This window comes from Saprospira grandis str. Lewin (assembly GCF_000250635.1).
GTDB lineage: Bacteria > Bacteroidota > Bacteroidia > Chitinophagales > Saprospiraceae > Saprospira > Saprospira grandis.
Genome location: NC_016940.1, coordinates 2564054 through 2583426, shown reverse-complemented (window position 1 = coordinate 2583426; position 19373 = coordinate 2564054). Strand labels below are relative to the sequence as shown.

Annotated in this window: 14 protein-coding genes; 7 read left to right on the top strand and 7 right to left on the bottom strand. The window is 47.9% G+C overall.

Translation table 11 applies throughout. The features are described from left to right. Nucleotides 1-79: 79 nt before the first annotated feature. Complete coding sequence (locus tag SGRA_RS11520; RefSeq protein ID WP_015692874.1) at nucleotides 80-2134, bottom strand: T9SS type A sorting domain-containing protein; 2055 nt, start codon at nucleotides 2132-2134, stop codon at nucleotides 80-82. Nucleotides 2135-2437: 303 nt separating this feature from the next. Here SGRA_RS11520 and SGRA_RS11515 point away from each other — a divergent pair, with 303 nt between their 5' ends. After that, nucleotides 2438-4084, top strand: coding sequence for a M1 family metallopeptidase (locus SGRA_RS11515; protein ID WP_015692873.1), 1647 nt, complete (start codon nucleotides 2438-2440; stop codon nucleotides 4082-4084). 217 nt (nucleotides 4085-4301) lie between these two features. On the opposite strand, the gene pnp is transcribed toward SGRA_RS11515, so the two are convergent. Together pnp and rpsO are read right to left on the bottom strand one after the other, a co-directional pair. Continuing rightward, complete coding sequence (gene pnp, locus SGRA_RS11510) at nucleotides 4302-6545, bottom strand: polyribonucleotide nucleotidyltransferase (protein ID WP_015692871.1); 2244 nt, start codon at nucleotides 6543-6545, stop codon at nucleotides 4302-4304. Nucleotides 6546-6872: 327 nt separating this feature from the next. Further along, entirely contained in the window at nucleotides 6873-7166 is a 294-nt protein-coding gene (gene rpsO / locus SGRA_RS11505; RefSeq protein WP_002658042.1) for a 30S ribosomal protein S15, read from the bottom strand. 210 nt (nucleotides 7167-7376) lie between these two features. Between rpsO and SGRA_RS11500 the strand changes: the two genes are divergently transcribed. Both SGRA_RS11500 and SGRA_RS11495 read left to right on the top strand, forming a co-directional pair. Next, the gene (locus SGRA_RS11500) at nucleotides 7377-8879 is read left to right on the top strand and encodes a hypothetical protein (protein WP_015692870.1); all 1503 of its coding nucleotides are present in this window, start codon (nucleotides 7377-7379) and stop codon (nucleotides 8877-8879) included. Nucleotides 8880-9009: 130 nt separating this feature from the next. Then, nucleotides 9010-9906, top strand: coding sequence for an OmpA family protein (locus tag SGRA_RS11495; protein WP_245538547.1), 897 nt, complete (start codon nucleotides 9010-9012; stop codon nucleotides 9904-9906). A 185-nt stretch (nucleotides 9907-10091) separates the two neighbouring features. Here SGRA_RS11495 and SGRA_RS11490 read toward each other — a convergent pair whose 3' ends face one another. Further along, on the bottom strand, nucleotides 10092-10883 hold the full coding sequence (locus tag SGRA_RS11490; RefSeq protein ID WP_015692868.1) for an SMI1/KNR4 family protein: 792 nt from the start codon (nucleotides 10881-10883) through the stop codon (nucleotides 10092-10094). A gap of 93 nt (nucleotides 10884-10976) precedes the next feature. On the opposite strand from SGRA_RS11490, the gene upp reads away from it, so the two are divergent. Next, a complete protein-coding gene (gene upp / locus SGRA_RS11485) occupies nucleotides 10977-11636 on the top strand; it encodes a uracil phosphoribosyltransferase (RefSeq protein WP_015692867.1) in 660 nt (219 codons plus the stop codon). Between the two features lie 191 nt (nucleotides 11637-11827). Continuing rightward, entirely contained in the window at nucleotides 11828-13261 is a 1434-nt protein-coding gene (pyk, locus tag SGRA_RS11480) for a pyruvate kinase (protein WP_015692866.1), read from the top strand. Between the two features lie 84 nt (nucleotides 13262-13345). Here the strand turns inward: pyk and SGRA_RS11475 are convergent, their stop codons facing one another. From SGRA_RS11475 to trhO, 3 genes are all read right to left on the bottom strand, one after another. Then, the gene (locus SGRA_RS11475; RefSeq protein ID WP_015692865.1) at nucleotides 13346-13795 is read right to left on the bottom strand and encodes an FKBP-type peptidyl-prolyl cis-trans isomerase; all 450 of its coding nucleotides are present in this window, start codon (nucleotides 13793-13795) and stop codon (nucleotides 13346-13348) included. Between the two features lie 30 nt (nucleotides 13796-13825). Then, complete coding sequence (locus SGRA_RS11470) at nucleotides 13826-14326, bottom strand: hypothetical protein (RefSeq protein WP_015692864.1); 501 nt, start codon at nucleotides 14324-14326, stop codon at nucleotides 13826-13828. An 88-nt stretch (nucleotides 14327-14414) separates the two neighbouring features. Continuing rightward, a complete protein-coding gene (gene trhO, locus SGRA_RS11465; protein WP_041329910.1) occupies nucleotides 14415-15326 on the bottom strand; it encodes an oxygen-dependent tRNA uridine(34) hydroxylase TrhO in 912 nt (303 codons plus the stop codon). Between the two features lie 485 nt (nucleotides 15327-15811). Between trhO and SGRA_RS11460 the strand changes: the two genes are divergently transcribed. Both SGRA_RS11460 and SGRA_RS11450 read left to right on the top strand, forming a co-directional pair. After that, the gene (locus SGRA_RS11460) at nucleotides 15812-16129 is read left to right on the top strand and encodes a WYL domain-containing protein (RefSeq protein ID WP_015692862.1); all 318 of its coding nucleotides are present in this window, start codon (nucleotides 15812-15814) and stop codon (nucleotides 16127-16129) included. 1120 nt (nucleotides 16130-17249) lie between these two features. After that, complete coding sequence (locus SGRA_RS11450; RefSeq protein ID WP_015692858.1) at nucleotides 17250-19364, top strand: 3-hydroxyacyl-CoA dehydrogenase NAD-binding domain-containing protein; 2115 nt, start codon at nucleotides 17250-17252, stop codon at nucleotides 19362-19364. The last annotated feature ends 9 nt before the right edge of the window (nucleotides 19365-19373 follow it).

The window sequence follows — 19373 nt, the reverse complement described above, 5'->3', positions numbered from 1 at the left end:
CCAAAGCAGCTTATCAAAAAGAAAAGCCCTAATTGCTCGATAGCAGTTAGGGCTTCATTATGATGGCTAGTTTTATATTCTATTTTTGGACCACAAAGCGTTTCATGACCGTATTTTGGCCAGCGGAGAAGCGCAGCACATAAACGCCATTGGGCAAATCGTTAATATCGACTTGTTTGAGGTGGTAGCCGGCCTCGAACTGTTGGCTTTGCAAAACATCCTTAACTAGGCGGCCATTCATATCATAGAGTTGGATTGTAATTTTGTCGGAAGAGACGGTATGGAAAGGGATATTGATAGCATCTTGGGCGGGGTTGGGGTAGAGTTCTTGGACCATAGAGACGCCAGACTCTTGGACGGGTGTAATAGACTTAATGTTGGTATGTCGGTAGCTTCCATCGGTCATTTCTTGGCGGAAGCGATAATAAAGCACCTGAGCTTGGGGGAGGTCTTGGTCGATATACTCATATTGGCTATCTAATTCGGCAGTGCCATAGGCGGGGATAAAATCGATATCTTCAAAGTCGATAGCATCAAAAGAGCGTTGGACAAGGAAGCCTTCTTGATCTTCCTCATACTCTAGTTCCCAGTTCAGTTTTGCGCTATTGCTTGCCTCTTTATACTCCAGATCAAACTCCTTGAGTTGGATAGGGAGTAGAGGGCCATTGATGGCTTCACGAAAGACCCAATCGCATTGGGCTCCGGCATTGCCATCTACCACCAAGACAAAGTTGCCTGGGGGCAAGGAAGCGATATTCAATTGGACGGCACCAACACCTACCGAGCAGCCATAGCCTGTTTCGCTGGCGAGGTCGCAGCTAGGAGAAGCTGCGGTACCAGAATTAGAGAACACAGCAATTTGAGCAGCGGCGGCACCACCGGTACAGAGCATATTATCTACAGCAATATTGAAGGGGCCGCCCGTATGGTCAAAAGTATACCAAACCATATTTTCGTTAGAAGACCAGACCGTATTGGTTCCGGGATCGCTATCGCCATCTTGGCAAATGCCGCCGGGGTGGGCGCCTGCGGTCCAAGAGCTGATATCCGGTTCGGCATAGGGGCCAGAAGCATCTGAGGTTGCCTGATAATTGCAGCCTAGAGTAGAGAGTGGCATAGCGGTATAGCAGCGATCTGCGGGAGCGATCGGTTGAATTTGGTTAATGGTAATATCAAAACCTTGGTCATCTTCTTCCCAGATACGGACCCAAACATCTTCATTGGCGCGGCCATCCACACGGATTTCGCCATCGCTACAGCCAATAAAGCAAGAAACGGCATCGCAACCTCTATACTGTAGGCCCGAGCAGCTTCCGTTAGAGCTGGTATACCAAGCGTAGGCAATATTGGTATAACAGGCAAAGCCAGAGCAGCCCCCATTATTTTCAAACTGGATAATCACTCCTCCAGAAGAATCGGGGATAGTTGTACGAACCCAAACATCTTCGGGAGAGCTACCATCAATATCGCAAGAAATTCCAGCGGTGCTATAGCTATTTTGAGAAGCGTCGGCGGGTTCGCGGGCACGGATAGGCACATTTAGAGACATGGTAGATTGTGTACCATTGCATTCATATTCGGGGGCGGTGGGCAAGACATAAGGATCGCTACATTCGTCCTTACATAAATCGCCGCCCGTAATTCGGTATTGGAGAGTAATGCGCCAAGTGACCGTACTTCCGCTACCACAGGGGTCGCCACTAGCGGTTGCCGTATAGGTATTGATTGTGGTGAAACTAGTTTGGTTGAGGTTCAGGCTAGCAACGGGGATACTAATCGTTCTATAGCCGGTATTGGCATCAGAGCCAAAGCCATCATTTTCAAAGCCTCGCCAAACGAAAGTAAAAGAGGGAATTTCGCAATCATAGGTTTCTGAAAAGAACGTATTGTTGATGGTTCTCCAGCCTGGGCAGTTGGTTCCGCTAAACTCTCGGTCATCATCATCGCTAGTTCCAAAAGCGTCAGTAATTTCAAAATCCCATTGCGGGTCAGAGTCGCCAGAACCCCAGCCATCCATATCATCTACATTAGAGTAGACCTGCGAGATGCGAAACTGCACCGTTTTCTGGGCCATTAGCGGCGAAAAAAAGAGGCAAAAGGCCCCTAATAAAGATAATGTATTTGTCCAATTCATAAGCTTGTTTATTTTTAAGTTAGGCGATACATTATATAGAGGAGGAAAGCCTAACTTTGGTAAATTATGGTTGATCTTGATAGCTCATTTTAGCTAAAAAAAAATTCAAATCATTTAAACTAGTAGAACAAATTTAGTCTTTTCTTGAATAGTTCGTCTATTTTTTAACAAAAACTTAGACATAGAAAGCCCTATATACAACTGATATCCAGCATTCTAGCACAAAAACAAACAAATTCCAACAGCCCTAGACAGCCTTCTTCTTTACAATAATTTTGCAAAAGCAGCTAATTCTCCCGATCCATGAAAAACGTTCTCTCAATATTATTTTTATTTGTGACTATCTTTTTTGCAAAAGGTCAATTTTCTGCAGCAGATAGTCTGCGCGGTGGGCTCAGTCCGCTACGTTCTTGTTATGATGTAGAGTTTTATGATCTCTATTTGCAGATAGATTTTAATCAAAAGTCGATTCGGGGCCTCAATAGCATTCGTTATAAGGTTTTGCAAGGCTTCAATATGATTCAGCTAGACCTTTTTGAGAACATGAAGATTGATAGCATTCTGCATGGGAGTCAAAAACTTGATTTTCACCGGAAGGGCAATGCCTTTTTTGTTGATTTTGGCCGCATGCAACCCGCAGGCATCACCGATGTCATCACGGTCTATTATCATGGTCACCCTATTGAGGCCCAAAATCCACCTTGGGATGGGGGCTTTATTTGGAGAAAAGACGAGGCGGGCAATCCTTGGCTAGCCGTTTCTTGCGAGGGCATCGGAGCTAGCCTTTGGTGGCCCAATAAGGACCATTTATCCGATGAGCCCGATAGTATGCGAATTCGGACGATTGTGCCTCCCAACCTGATGTCGGTCTCTAATGGCCAACTCCGCTCGGTCTTCAAAAATCAATATGTGGCCAATTATACTTGGGTGGTCACTTACCCTATCAATAATTATAATGTGACACTCAATGTGGGCAATTATACCCATTTCGAGGACCGCTATACCTCCCCTACCGACAGCAGCCAGCTCGCCATGGATTATTATGTGCTGCCCGAACATCTGGAGCAGGCCAAAACCCAATTTAAACAGGCCCATGAGGTCCTCCGTACTTTTGAGAAGTACCTCGGCAAATATCCGTTCTGGAATGATGGCTACGCTTTGGTCGAAACCCCCTATTTGGGTATGGAACATCAGTCGGCTATTGCCTATGGCAACCAGTTTAAAGCGGGCTATCTTGGCCGCCACCCCGAGGGCATGCCCGAGGATTTTATTATTCTTCATGAAACAGGGCACGAATGGTGGGGCAATAGCGTCAGCTGCCGAGACCATGGAGAGATGTGGCTGCACGAAAGCTTTTGTACTTATATGGAAGCCGTTTTTATGGAGGAAAAATATGGTCCCCAAGCCGCCGAACGCTACCTAAAATTCCAATACAATTATATTGAGAACAAACAACCTCTGCTCGGCCCCCTAAATGTCAATTTCCTCGGCAATGATTCCGATATTTATTATAAGGGCGCCCAAATGCTCCACAGCCTCCGCCAATGTTTCCAAAATGATAGCCTTTGGTGGGCCAGCCTCAAAGGGTTTTACCAGAAATACAAAATCAATTCGGTCAATACCCAAGATTATATTCAGTTTGTGCAGGAGTTTACGGGCCAAGATTATGGCTATTTTTTTAAGCAGTATTTGGAGGAGACCCAAATCCCTCAACTCGAATATGAGATCTATAAAAAAGGCCGAAAACGCTTTATCCGCTACCGCTGGACCAACTGCCGCCCAGATTTTAAAATGCCCGTTTTCCTGATCAATGAACAGCATGAACGCCTAGCGCTTTATCCCAATACCCAAGAATGGCAGAGCCAAGTCATCAGCAAAAAGATGGCTAAAAATATCCAGTTTGCCTATGCCCTTTTCTTAGTTCAAGAACTTAGTGATCAAGATAACTAAGGTATTTTGGGGCCTCCGCCTCCCTTCGGTCGTCGGCGCTACGTTTCGCAGCTCGCTATTCGCTCGGCCCTGCGGCCTGACGGCCTTGGTCTGCGGCTGCGCCGCACTGCTGCACATCGCTAGGCCAAATGCAAGTCTTGCGCTTATAGCGCTGCCCCATAAAAAAGCGCCCTGTTTCCATAGAAACAGGGCGCTCACTTTATTGGCTAACTAATCACTAGCGGCGATTATTTCGGCCACCGCGGTCTCCACCGCGACCACCACGATCACCTCCACGGCCTCCGCCACGACGATCATCATTGCGATCACGCTTTTCGCGAGGAGGACGCTCTACATAGCCTTCGGGCTTTTCGAGCAATACCTTGCGAGACAAGCGGAATTTTCCAGTACGAGGATCGATCTCGAGTAGTTTCACTTGGATCTCCTCTCCTTCTGTCAATACTTCTTCTACATTTTCAATGCGCTCCCAAGCCAATTCAGAAACGTGAAGGAGTCCCTCACGACCAGGCAAAAACTCGATAAAGGCACCATAAGGCATCAATTTAACGATTTTTGCATCATAGATTTCTCCTACTTCGGGCTCGGTCGTAATTCCGTTAATGAAGGCAGCAGCTTTCTCTACATTGGGCTTATCGCCAGAAATGTGTACATAGCCTTTACCGTCTTCTTCGTTCACGGTCACTACAGTGTTGGTCTCTTTCTGTAGCCCTTGGATAACCTTACCACCAGAACCAATCACGGCACCAATATAATCGGCATCGATGATGATCAACTCCATACGAGGCGTTTGAGGCTTGAGGTCTTCACGAGCTTCAGACATAGTCTCATTCATTACGCCAAGGATGTGTAGTCGTCCCTCACGAGCTTGTAGCAAAGCCGTGCGAAGCAACTCATAATCCAAACCGTCAATTTTGATATCCATTTGTACGGCACAGATACCATCTTCAGTACCCGTTACTTTAAAGTCCATATCCCCTAAGTGGTCCTCATCGCCAAGGATGTCGGTAAGAACAACAGAGCGGCCTTTACCGTCGGTAATCAAGCCCATAGCAATACCTGAAACAGGTTTGCGGATAGGTACACCAGCATCCATAAGGCCCAAAGAACCTGCGCAAACGGTGGCCATAGAAGAAGAACCGTTAGACTCTAGAATGTCTGATACAATACGTACAGTATAAGGATAATCTTTGGGCATTACACGGGCCAAAGAGCGGCGAGCCAAGTGACCGTGGCCTACTTCGCGGCGGCTAGTTCCTCTTGGACGTCCCACCTCATTTACAGAGAAAGGAGGAAAGTTGTAGTGCAACAAGAAGTTGTCATTATGCAAAGAAAGGGCAGTATCAATCAAGGCCTCATCCATTTTAGACCCCAAAGTTACAGTGGTCAATGATTGAGTTTCTCCACGAGTGAAAAGGGCAGAACCGTGAGGAGCAGGTAGATAATCTACTTCACACCAGATGTTACGCACCTCTGTGGGAGTACGGCCATCCAAGCGTTGTTGCTTGCTCAAGACCACCTCACGAGCGCATTCTTTCTTAAGGGCATCAAAGTAGCCACTGAAGAGATGAGACATTTCGCCCCAAGCCTCTTCGCCAAACTGTTCTGTTAGGGCGGCTTTGGTTTCCTCTTTTAGTGCTTTGAACGCATTTTTGCGGGCCTTCTTATCAGAAGGATTGCCAGCAATATCCATGAGTTTTTCACGGCAAGCGCTATCTACAGCAGCTTTAAGCTCTTCATTTTCTTCTTTTTCCGCTACGGGGCGGTTTTCAGTTACGCCTTTTAGCTGGCGAAGCTCGAGCTGCATTTTACATTGCTCTTTGATGGCTTCATGGGCCACTTTGATCGCCTCGATGAGGTCCTCTTCTTGGCATTCATCGGCTTCCCCTTCTACCATAACAATATTATCCATGCTACCCGCAATGATAAACTCCATATCGGCAGTTTCTAGCTCTGTGCGAGAAGGGTTCACGATAAACTCGCCATTGATACGAGCAATGCGCACCTCTGAGATAGGTCCAGCAAAGGGAATATCAGAAACCATAAGGGCAGCAGAAGCAGCAAAGGCCGCAAAAGCGTCGGGTAGGGTTTCTCCATCGGCAGAGATGAGGAAGATAAAGATTTGCGTCTCGTTGAGGAAGTGGTCGGGGAAGAGCGGGCGGATAGCACGGTCTACCAAACGAGAAGTAAGAATTTCATATTCTGAAGGGCGGGCCTCTCTACGGAAGAAGTTGCCAGGAATACGACCAGCAGAAGCAAATTTTTCGCGATAATCTACTGAAAGTGGAAAAAAGCTCTGATCAGGTCGGGCTTCTTCAGCAGCTACGGCAGTAGCCAAAAGCATAGTGTCACCGTAGCGCAGTACAACTGAACCATCGGTAAGGGCGGCAAGTTTGCCAGTTTCTAGTGTGAACTCCTTGCCTGCAATAACTGCAGAGGTGCTCAAAGGGATTTGTTTACCCATTTCTAATAATTGTTTAAGATAACGTCTGACAGCAGACCTCCTTAGCCTGCTGCTAAAAATGCAATTTGTTGTATTGCGGACAAGAAGTGTGGCTAAAAACAGAAAGGCTTGCGGGCTTTCTGTTTTATTTATTTGCGTGTAGAAGGCGCGAAGCGCCTGGCCTAGCGATGTGGAGGGGTGGCCCTTAGGGCCAGACCGAGGCGGCAAAGCCGCCGAAGGGCCGAGCAGACCTGCGAGCCCTGAAGCGTAGCGCCCGCAGCTTGCTGCGGGAGGCCCCTAAAAAACAAAAGGGCCTCTACTAAAAATAGCAGAAGCCCCAATGGTTTCTTATTGATTGCGGCCCAAAGTATCGCGGATACCTAGTTTAGCGATCAACTCACGATATTTGAGAATATCTTTCTTTGCCAAGTACTTGAGCAAAGACTTACGGTGACCAACCATTTTGAGCAAAGAACGACGAGTTGCGTGATCTTTGTGGTTAGCTTTTAGGTGCTCAGACAAGTTTTTGATGCGGAAAGATAGCAATGCTACCTGGCCTTCTACAGAACCTGTGTTGCTGGCGCTGCCTGCGTAAGTTTCAAAAATTTCGTTTTTGGTCTCTTTAGAGAGGTAAGTTGCCATTGTTTAAAATTTTAAATGGTTTACTAATCAAGATTGCTGAGAATCATATCTTAGCTGGGGCAAAAATACGATAAATAGGGGGATAAGGAATTTTTTTTTAGGCCTTTTTCAATTTTTCAGGCATTTTCGACTATCTTCCTTTGTCTTTGGGCCAATATTGGCCGCTAAAGACCCTATCCCTGCACCAAAAAACGAAAATTAAAGCCAGTCATGGGCAAAAAAAAGTATCAAAACTCCGTAGATAAGACCTTGCTCGAGTGCGAAGCGATGATTGACCACGCTTTGGCCGAAGGTAAGAAGCTCCCCCCTGGTCTCTTGGCCAGCCTCAAAAAATTTAAGCTCTATCAAGATTATCTAGAAAATGGGCCTGTTTCGGATGGCAGCAGAAATGCCAATGGCAGCCACCCTTTTCTGGAGTATAGCCGCCGCCAAACTTTGGGCGGCATGGCCCATCGCTCGGCCCAAGCCGAGGAGCTGCATGTTCCCTCTCAGGAAGATATGATTAACCAGTTGAGCATGGTGCATGAGGATTTAACCGCTGCGGTTTATCCCGCTCAGCCGAGCTCTATTGTGTTGTTGGAAGAACAAAAGAAGAGTGCTTTTCGCTTTTTGGGGCCTATTCCCCTCATTCAACGAATGACCTTTGTGGCCATTATTGCCTTACTGACTTTCTTGGGGCTCTTTATGTTTGAGGAGGTAGATGCTCGCTCTGTCAATGGGAATATCCTGGATTATGAGACCCCCATGAAGTTTCTGCTCAACCAGCTATTTATTTTGGCTATTGCAGCAGCTGGCGCCTCTTTTTATGCCCTCTTTGAGGCCTATAAGTATATTTCTAATGCCTCTTTTGATGCCAAATACGAATCTATGTATTGGATTCGCTTTATTCTCGGTATCGTTTCTGGAGTCATTTTGGCCCAGTTTATCTTTATTGATCCTACCGTTTATGGTGGCGATGCCTCTGAGGTGGCCAATTCCGCCCAAAGCCTAGGCGGCTTTATTACCTATAAGCCTATTTTGGCCTTTTTAGGTGGTTTCTCGGCTAGAGTGGTGCACAAAATCCTTACTTCTTTGATTGAAAGTTTGGAGACCTTTATTAGCGGCTCTGCCCGCGATATGGTCCGCGCCCGCGAAGAAGCCGCCAAGTTGCAAATGGAAGAGCGCCTAGCCAATGTCAAAAGAGAAAATTCGGTCAATCAGGCTAGCCAGCGCTTTGAGGCGGCCCTCAAGCTGCTAGAACTACAGCGCAAACTGGAAAAAACTGAAGATGCCCAACAGGTGAATAGCCAACTGCAAGCCATGATTAACGATGAGCTGGCCAATGTACAATCAGCTACTGGCGCCAATATTCCCAATAGCTTTGTGGCTCCTACAGAAAATGAATTTGCAAACATGCCCACAACCAATGAAGAGTATAACTTCAATCCAGAAGATATGCCCGCAGATTTAGATGTGATGCCTGGCGATATTCCCGTTCCTGTGGAGATGGAGGAAAGCAGAGATGAGTTTCCGCCCATGCCCGAAGAATTGCCCGAGATTCCCGAATATCCCGAAGAGCTACCCGAGATTCCCGAATATCCCGAGAACTTTGGCGAGGAACTTCCTCCCCTAGATCTAGATCAAGATGAGGAATTTAAGGACCTAGATGATCCCGAGGGCCTCAATGAGATCGATCAGGATATTCCCCTCGATCCGCCTCCTTTTAAAGACTAATTTTATAGTACCTATACCCAAAGGCTGTTAGACAATTGAACTAACAGCCTTTTTCTTTTCTTGCACTATGAGCCGCAAAAATATACTCATCCTCATTCTGGCAATGCTGTTTTTTGCTGTCTGGCTGTCTATGGCCCAGAAGTATTACTATTGTGTCATCTTAGAGCAATGTGAACCCCCTCCGCCCCCTGTCGATAGTAGCCAATTGGCCCATATTCCCAACGATCTTACGGTCTCGGCAGAAGGTTTTCCGCTCTGGGAAAATTATCCAGAATTTGAGTTTGATTATGGCAGTACCGCCCCGCTCTATCTGCCCAAACAATTGGCCCTACTGGAAGAGATGGCCCTGCTGCTCAAAAGCCAACCCCAAGCCAAACTGAAGATTATTGGCCGCTATAAGAAGGAGGAAACCCTGCCCGAACAAGCCAAACGCTACGGCAATTTGGGCCGAGCCCGCGCCCTGAGCATCGCCGATAAATTGATGGCCGAATACCAGTTGCCCAGCCAACAAATCTATATTCTAGGCGATACCATGCCCCTAAATAAAAAGGCTTTTTATATCGATTTAGAGATTATTGGCTATCTGCCTAGCGGCCCCGAACAAGAAAAAAAGGAGGCCGAACGCTTCCGACAAGCTTATCTGCAAGATATTAAGCGCCTGACTTATGATGGCCGGATGGCTTTTTTCCGATCGCCCGATCAACGCTTTAAGTTAGCGCCCCCCGTTTTTGGCGAATATCTCGATAGCTTGCAAAATTATTTGGCCCAAAATCCCAAGGCCCAACTCATCATTATTGGCCATACAGATTCTAAGCTGCAAGGCCAAGCCGCCCAGGAGGAGGCCCTCAGCTTTGCCCTACAAACTAAGGCCTATCTAGAACATAAGGGCATCAACTGCCCGATCCAGACCCAAAGCCGCTCCAATCAAGAGCTCTTGCAAATAGATACCTTAGCCGATGGCAGCCGTGCTTTGTATAAGGCGGCCCAAAACCGCCGTGTAGAAATTTTAGTGGAAGAGGTTCCTTAAGAGGATGTTTTGGGGCCTCCGCCTCGCTGCGCTCGTCGGCGCTACGCTACAGGGCTCGCTACTCGCTCGGCCCTTCGCCGCTTTCAGCGGCTCGGTCTGGCCTTCGGCCTCCCTTTCGCATCGCTAGGCCAGCGATTGCGCTGATGAGCAATAGAATAATTGCGCCTACATCCAGTTTGGACCAATTACTTTCTAAACTCCATTCCTTTGCGCTCATACATCTGTTGCCAGAGCTTAATCCCATAGCGGTCGGTCTCTAGCCAATACTGAAACCAATTGAGCAAGGAGGGGCTATGCCACCAGCAGGCCGCCTCCCAATCTTCATCTGGCCCTAATAATTCAGGATCAAAGGCCCAGACGGGGGCCTCGGGGGTTCGGCTATCAAAGAGAGAGTAGACCCCAGTGCCCCAATGCAAAAAAGGAATAAGATGGGGGTAATGCCGCCAAAAGCCCCCTTGTTGGGGGTCCGTTTCCAGCTGTTGGCGAGCAGCCAACAAAGCGGGGCGGCCCAAATTGGGCAATAAGGCCAAGAGCCCACTATCTGGCCCCCAGCCCCCAGCCAAGCCATTATATAAATAGAGTTGTTGGAGCAAAGGAGGCAAGGCAAAGGGCAAGGCCTCTTCTGCTGCTTGAATATCCTGCCAATGCTGCTGCAACTCCCAAACCCCAAAATTGGGCCGTTGCGGAAGCAATTGGGCCAATTTGCGCCAATCGCTCCAGAGCTCGGTTTGGGGGCGCCAGCCCCCTGCTTGCCAAGCCAGGCGAAACTGCGGATAGAGCTGTCGCCAGCCCGATTTGAGGGCCAACTCCAAGGCAGCAGATAGGGCTTTGGGATCGAGTTTATCGCTGCCCTTGGCCTGTTCTACCCGCAACTGCTGTTCGGGCAGGAGAATGGGCCAAATGCGCCATTCGAAGCGCTGCGGCCGAAAAGCTTCTTGAAGTTCATAAGCATAGTTTTCGCCAAAGGCCCAAAGCATAATATAAAGGGATTTAAGTGGTCAAAGTCTTGGGTTGAAGATACAAAATTCCTATTTTGCCAATGCTTCTTCCATCTAAAAAAGCCTTAATTTATGCCTGCTCCTATTCATAATTTGTCCTTAGAAAACTCTATTGCCAATCAATATGTAGCCGAATTGCGCTCCGTTGATATTCAGCAAGACCCCATGCGCTTTCGCCAAAACCTACAACGTTTGGGCGAGGTGATGGCCTATGAGATTAGCAAGACCATGGCCTATCAGGCGAAAACCGTAGAAACGCCCTTGGGCGAAGCTGAAGTGGCCCTGCCTATTGAGCAGCCCGTTTTGGCCACCATTCTGCGGGCGGGTTTGCCCATGCACCAAGGCTTGTTACATATCTTTGATCGGGCAGATAATGCCTTTGTTTCGGCCTATCGTCGTCATCATAAGGATGGCAGTTTTGAGATCAACCTAGAGTACGTTTCTTGTCCAGAACTAGAAGACCGCACCCTTATTATTGCCGACCCCATGTTGGCCACCGGCGCCTCTATGGCCATGACCATAGAAGCCCTTTCGGTTTATGGGCAGGCTAGAGATATTCATGTGGTGGTGGCTATTGCTGCCGCAGATGGCATTGAGCATATTCAGCGGATGCACCCCAGAGTTCATATTTGGACCGGCGCCATTGATGATGAACTAACGGCCAAATCCTATATTGTTCCTGGTTTGGGCGATGCGGGAGACCTAGCCTACGGCTCTAAAATTCAGGATTAGGAGAAGATTTTTTGCGTCTAGAAGCTGGCGAAGTCAGCTGGCCTAGCGATGTGCAGGGGTGCGGCGCAGCCGCAGACCAAGGCCGTCAGGCCGCAGGGCCGAGCGAATAGCGAGCCCCAAAACGTAGCGCCGACGAGCGAAGCGAGGCGGAGGCCCCAAAATCAAACAGCAGAACAACAAAAAACCATTTTATGGAAATTTCTAAGTTTCAGAAGACCAAGATTTTGGCCACTATTGGCCCTGCATCCAATGATTATCAGAGCCTATTGGGTTTGGTGAAAGCGGGTGTGGATGCCATTCGGCTAAATTTTTCGCATGGGCAGCATGAGGACCATAAAAAGGTCTTTGACTATGTGCAATATATTAACAAAAAATACGGGACCAACATTAGCATTTTGGCCGATTTGCAGGGGCCAAAACTGCGTGTGGGCCAGATGGAAAACGGTAAAATTCCCTTGACCAAGGGGCAGATCTTGACCTTTACGGCCGAGGAATGCCTAGGCACTGCCGAAAAGGTGTATATGAGCTATACCGACTTTGCCAAGGATGTGAAAGTGGGCGAAAAAGTGCTGGTAGATGATGGAAAAGTGGAGCTGTTGGTGAAGAGCAGCAATGGCAAAGATGAGGTCCAATTGGAGGTTTTATATGGCGACTTTCTCTCTTCTCGTAAGGGGGTAAATTTGCCCGATACCAATATCTCGCAGCCCTCTTTGACCGAAAAAGACCTGCGTGATTTGGACTTTATTTTGGGCCTACCTTTTAACTGGATTGCCCTTTCCTTTGTGCGTAAGGCCAAAGATATTGAGGACCTGCGCAAGCGGCTCAAAAAGGCCAATCACCCTGCGCGGATCATTGCCAAAATTGAAAAGCCCGAGGCGATCACCAATATTGACGAAATCATTGCGGCCTCGGATGGGGTCATGGTGGCGCGAGGCGATCTAGGCGTAGAAGTGCCCATGGAGCGCCTGCCTATGCTGCAAAAAATGATCATTCGCAAATGTATTGAGCAGGCTTGTCCCGTTATTGTGGCCACCCAGATGATGGACAGCATGATCAAGAGCCCCACTCCTACTCGGGCCGAAATTATTGATGTGGCCAATGCCGTTTTGGATGGGGCCGACACCGTGATGTTGAGTAATGAAACCGCCATGGGCCTACATCCCGCCAAGGTAGTAGAGGCCATGAACAGCATTATTGCGGAGGCCGAACAAATGCCCACCGTTTATAACCGAGAACTCACCCCTTCCGATGATTCGGAGTCTTTTTTATCCGATGCAATTTGCTATAATGCTTGTAGAATTGCCAAGCAGGTCAAGGCCAAAATGATTATTGGGATGACCAAATCGGGTTATACGGGCTTTATGGTCTCTAGCTATCGGCCAGAAGCCGATGTGGTGGTCTTCTCTTCGGATGAGCATTTGATTAAGACCCTGAATTTGGTTTGGGGCACCCGCTGCTACTATTATGATAAGTTTACCAGCACCGATGACACCATTCGAGATGTGGTGAATATCCTCAAGGAAAAAGGCCTGCTCGAGGCGGGAGATGTGATTATCAATACGGGCTCTATGCCGCTGCATGAGCGGAAAAAGACCAATATGTTGAAAGTGACTTTGGTGCAGTAATTTCCCCGCCCAAGCGCTAAGCAACACCAACGGCCAGCACGCAATTTGCGTGCTGGCCGTTTTCTTTTCCTGCTCTAAGCTTCCCTACAACACCTCAATCACTTCCACATCAAAAATGAGGACGCTATTGGCGGGAATGCTACTTGTGCCCGTAGCTCCATAGCCCAAAGCCGAGGGAATCAGCAATTTGCCGCTGCCCCCTTCCTTAAATTTGGGAATCCCCAGCTGCCAGCCCTTGATTACATTGGCTAGGGGAAAAGTAGCGGGAGTACCCCGATCAATAGAAGAGTCAAATTTGTCTCCATTGAGCAAAAAGCCCTCATAATGCACCTCAACTTCGTCGGCAATGCTGGCGGTATCTCCAGTCCCCTCTACCTCAATGACATAAAAGAGGCCATCCTCCCCTTCCTGGGCATTCAGATTATTATCTTCAATGTAGTTGAGGATCTTCTCCCGGTCTTTTTCCGATTGCTTTTCGCAGGAGGTCAAAAAAGGGAGGGCCAAAAGGCAGAGGATAAAAAATTTGTAGTTCATAAGTCATTCTATTTTTTAAAAAGATGCAAATTACTGCCAAGTGGTGGGCAAAACATAGCGGATGGTCAGGGCGCCACGCAATAAAGAGCTGCGGGGACTCCCCAAAACGGGTTTCCAATCCAAGCCAATATTAACGGGCGTAAAATTAAAGGTATACTCGGCCCCCAAGGCAATGGCCAAACCCGCCCCAAAGCGTCTTTTTTCGCCCACTGGGGTATAGACCCCCATATGCAGGCCCGCGGCCCCATAAGCCGAGAAGTTGGTGTTAAAACCAATATCTCGATGATAATACCACATCCCTTCTACCACATAACCATTGGTAAAAGAGCGGCGACGCTCATCGATATGCACGCCCACTAAAACCTCCCAAGCCATTTGAGGGGAGGGATAATAGGAAAAGAATTCTTTATACGAAAGCTGAAAAGAGGTCCCTCCACGCAAACCAATAGCCTGATCATAATGCTGGGCCGACAAGCTAGAGAAGCCCATGAATAAACAAAAACAGATAGATAAAAATCGAGCAACTGACATAAGTAGAGTTTGATGGTGTTTCCCAAAAAAAGCAATAGTCGCAAAACGACAAAACGCTTGCGACTATTTTATACGGACCGCTTTTCTGCTAATCCTCACAAAGTTGCTTTCTATAAAAGCCCTTTTCGTTGTAGGGGCGGGCAAAGTCAGATGCTTTACATTGGACCGAACAGGCTCCCGCCATTTCTTGGCTACAACTCTCGCACTGTACAATATGATCATTGCAATGGGAGTTGCAGCAATTGACCATTCTCGTGGTCTTTTTGCCACAGTTGTAACAGCGGCTAATGACCGAAGGATTTACCGTATTAACAGGCACATGCACTCGGCCATCAAAAACATAGCAATCGCCCTCAAAGTCTTCTCCGCCAACCTCTTTGCCATAGTTAATGATGCCCCCATGTAGCTGGTAAACGTCCTGAAAGCCCTGTTGGATCAAATAAGCCGAGGCTTTTTCGCATTTGATGCCGCCCGTGCAATAGGTCAATACTTTTTTATCTTTCAGATGGTCCATTTCCTTGATCTTCTCTGGAAACTCCCGAAAGTTGTCAATATCCATCGTAATAGCCCCCTTAAAGCGGCCCAGCTTATGCTCATAATTAGATCGCATATCAATCACGACCACATCTTCTTGGTCCTTTAGGGCCTTAAACTCTGCTGGCTGCAAGTGCTTGCCGGTCTCTTTTGTCGGGTCTACGCTATCATAAAGGCCAGAGTTTACAATTTCTGCCTTATAGCGAACGTGCATCTTAACAAAAGAGAGCTCCTCCACCTCGTCAATTTTCCAATGAATGCCCTTTAGGCGAGGATCAGATTCTACATAATCCATATAAGCCTGGCATTGCTCGGGCGTTCCCGAGATCGTTCCATTCAATCCCTCATTGGCAATAATAATGCGGCCCAAAATGCCTAAATCCTTACAAAATTCCAGATGTTTAGGCGCCATTTCTTCCGCATCTTCTAGATGGGCGTACTTGTAGTACAACAAAGTTTGATACATGATAGTCAGTGTTATATTATGCAAAAATATAAGGCTGCAAAGATAAAGGATTTTTTTGTCTTTTTTTATTGCTGCTGTTTTTCTTCTGCTGTTTTTGGGGCTGCCCCTCCCTTTGGTCGGGTCGGGCTGTGTCAGGGCTCGCAGGTCTGCTCGGCCCTGCAGGCTTTTTCGCTTTGCTGCAAAAGCCTTTGGTCTGCGGCTTCGCCGCCCCCTTATCCATCCCTCAGCCGAGGCTGCGGCCTGGCTGTAGACTAGGGCCTTTTGCTCTTCTCGAGAAAGGGGCTGGACCGCCAAAAAGTCGTATAAATGCAGCAAAAGCAGGCTTGAAAATGGCCAAAAAATGGCCGCAAAAAAAATTAAAAATAATTTACAACTCCCTGATAAACAAGCGAATAAAATGCAAGTAATTTAAGCAAAAAAGTAACAAAATGCAATTCTGTACGTATAATAATTATACATTGTTCACAACAAAACAGGCTAATCTTATGAAATCGAACAGCGCATTGCATCTCAATCTACACCATGCTATTTCTCAGCAACTTCTAGTGGCTTTTCGTTACAACGATCAGGATGATTGGCGGGTGGTCGAACCTTTTTGTTTGGGCCTTAGCTCGGCCAATAATTGGAGCCTAAGAGCTTTTCAGCGCTCGGGACCCTCTGGCTCCAAAACCGACTGGAAACTTTTCAACTTGGATAAGGCCCAGGATCTTCGGGTACTTAGCCAGCAATTCACTGCCGATTTGCGCAAAAAATACCGCATTGGCGATAAGCATATGCAAACCATTTTCCGACAGCTTTACTAAGATTTTTTATAGATTATCCAACTTGGCCAGGGCGCTTTTGCGCCCTGGCCTTTTTTGCGGCCTTGCTGCGGCAAGAATGGGCCAAATACTGCTGCTCCCTACTATTGGGCCCCAAAAGAAAGGAACTAAAGCAGCCTTTTTTAAGCATTTCTTTAGCGCTATAGGTCCTTGAGAGTAGATAAGAGACTGTTTAAAATTTTGTGTATGCCCTTTCCTGCGCCTAGGGACAAGCCCCTAGGCTAGCTTTTTCAGACAGCCCTCTAAAGAGGGCCTTTGGATAAGGCCCCTCTCTGCAATAACTACTTAGTAAGGCCGTTTATATCAGCCTTTGAAGCCCTTTAGGGCTGACTCCATTTGATTAGCCTAGGGGCTTGTCCCTAGGCGATGATTAGCTGAATACTGCTTTTAAGCACTAAGCTAAAGGCCCAAATTTTAAATCTTGGCCAGCCAGAGTTTCTGCCTTCTGGCCTTTTTTGCGGCTTTCTCTCTGCAAGAAAGGGCCAAATACTGCTGCTCGCTACTATTGGGCCCCAAAAGAAAAGAACTAAAGCAGCCTTTTTTAAGCATTTCTTTAGCGCTATAGGTCCTTAAGAGTAGATAAGCAGCTGTCTGTTTTAAAAAAGTAGGTCCTGCTCATGACAAGAAGCAATCTGTTTTAAAGAACTGGCCCCTGCTCACGACAAGAAGCAATCTGTTTTAAAAAACTGGGTCCTGCTACCGACAAGGAGCTATCTGTTTTAAAGAACTGGGTCCTGCTACCGACAAGAAGCTATCCGTCTTCCAGAACTGCGCTCTGCTAATGACAAAGCCCTATTCTTCTAAAAATAGAGCTCCTTGACGGCAGCTTGGCCAGGGCGCTTTTGCGCCCTGGCCTTTTTTTGCGGCCTTTGGCCGCCTTTCTTGGCTGAGGGATGGATAGCAGTGGCCGAAGGCCAGACCCAGCTTTTGAGCGAAGCGAAAAAGCGCAGGGCCGAGCAGGCCTGCGAGCTGCGGCACAGCCCGACCCGCCCGCAGGGCGGGGCAGCCCCAAAAAAGAAAAGCCCTTAAAGAAAGTATCCAGTAGATAGGAGCATTCAAGGCTTTTTTTGCTAGTTTGCCTATTCAATTCAGAAACTAGGCTATGATATATTATAAGAAAGATAGTGAGGGAATTGTTAGCCTCACCTTAGATAAAAGCGGCGAGCGAGTCAATACGATTAACCCACAGATTGCTAAGGCTTTTTTGCCTGTATTGGACCATCTGGAAGCGGACAAAAGCTTGAAGGGCGTCATTATCCTATCGGCCAAACGCTCTTTTTTGGCGGGTGGCGACCTTGATTTTTTGCACCGAGCCGAGGAACCCGCTAAGATTTTTGAACATACGGCTCTCTTGGGGGAGATTTACAGACGTTTTGAACGCTTGAAAGTGCCCGTAGTGGCGGCCATTAACGGCGCGGCTTTGGGCAGTGGTTTTGAATTGGTGCTGGCCTGTCATTATCGCATTGCGCTAGACCACCCCAGGACCTTATTGGGCTTGCCCGAACTATCGCTGGGGATGATTCCCGGCGGCGGAGGCATTATTCGCCTGATGTGGATGCTGGGCCTAGAAGAAGCCTATAAATTTATTAGTAGCAGCCGCCAAATACACGTTAAAGAGGCCTTGCAAAAAGGCATTATTGATGAGGCCGTAGAGCGTCCCGAGGAGCTTATCCGCAACGCTAAGCGCTGGATCCTCTCTTCGCCTTGTATCGAAAAACCCTGGGATGCCGAAGATCGCATTGCCAAGGAAAGTAACCCTAAACATCCAAAAACGGCCCAGCGCATTGCCAAACTAAGCACAGAGCTAATTGCCAAAACCCGAAACAACTACCCCGCCCTGCTCTCTCTACTCAACTGCATGGCCGAAGGGGCCTCTGTTGATTTTGATGCGGCCACCCGAATCAATGCCCGCTACTTTACGGCCATGATTATGAGTAAAAATTGCCGTAACCAGACTAAAGCCTTTTGGTATGATTTGAATAAAATCAAGCAAGGGATGAGTCGCCCTAAGGGCTTTGGCCGCTTTAGGGCCCGAAAGATCGGCGTTATTGGGGCTGGGCAAATGGGATCGGGCATTGCCTATGTGGCGGCCATGCAAGGCATAGAAGTATTGCTTCGAGATGTGAGCAAACGCCTAGCCGAGCAAGGAAAAAACAACGCCAGAGAGAAGCTTAGCCGCTTAGAGAAAAGTGGGAAAATGACCACAGAGCAGGCCGAGGAGATTCTGAACCGCATACAAACCACCAGTGATTTGCGGGAGATGGAAGATTGCGATTTGGTCATTGAGGCCGTCTTTGAAAATATGGCCTTAAAGCAGCGCATCATTAAAGAAGTGGAGCTAGAGATGCAGCAACATAGCTTTTTGGCCACCAATACGGCTTCTTTGCAGGTATCTGATTTGGCCCAGGCCAGCATACAGCCTGAAAACTATATTGGAATGCACTTTTTTACGCCCATTAACCGCATTCCCTTAGTCGAAATTATTGTGGGCAAGAAGACCGCAGATGAAACCGTAGCTCGGGCCTTCGACTTTGTATTGCAATTGCGTAAAACGCCCATTATTGTGCAGGACCGTCCCGCCTTTTTTGTCTCTAGAGTGGCCAGCACCTACTTTATGGAGGGCATTTTACTGCTCAAAGAGGGGCAGGGGCCTGCGGCCATAGAAAATGCGGGTTTGCAGGCGGGTATGCCCATGGGGCCCCTAGCCTTTGCCGATAATTTGGGATTTAAGTACATTATTTCGGCAGAAGAGCAGGCTGCCCAGCAGCTAGATGGCCGCTATCAGGCCTCGCCCGCTATTGCTGTATTGCAAGAAATGCTGGCCCAAGAGCGCTATGGCAAAGCTCGGAATGGGGGCTTTTATAACTACAAGGAAGAGCCCGTCCGTTTGTGGGGGCAGCTCAAAGAGAACTTTCCCTTGGCCCAAGAGCAATTGTTGCCCAAAGATTTGCAAGACCGTCTGCTTTTTATTCAGTGCCTAGAGGCGGTTCGCTGTCTAGAGGAGGGCGTCATTCAGAATAGCTATGATGCCAACTTAGGAAGTATTTACGGCTGGGGCTTTGCTCCTTTTAAGGGGGGCGTGATTCAGTTTATCAATGATTATGGTTTGCGGGAATTTGTGGCTCGGGCAGAGGTGTTGGCCCAGCGTTTTGGTCCCCGCTTCAAGCCTTCTGCCAGCTTATTAGAGATGGCCGAACAGGATACTAATTTTCTCTAAGCTCTAGTT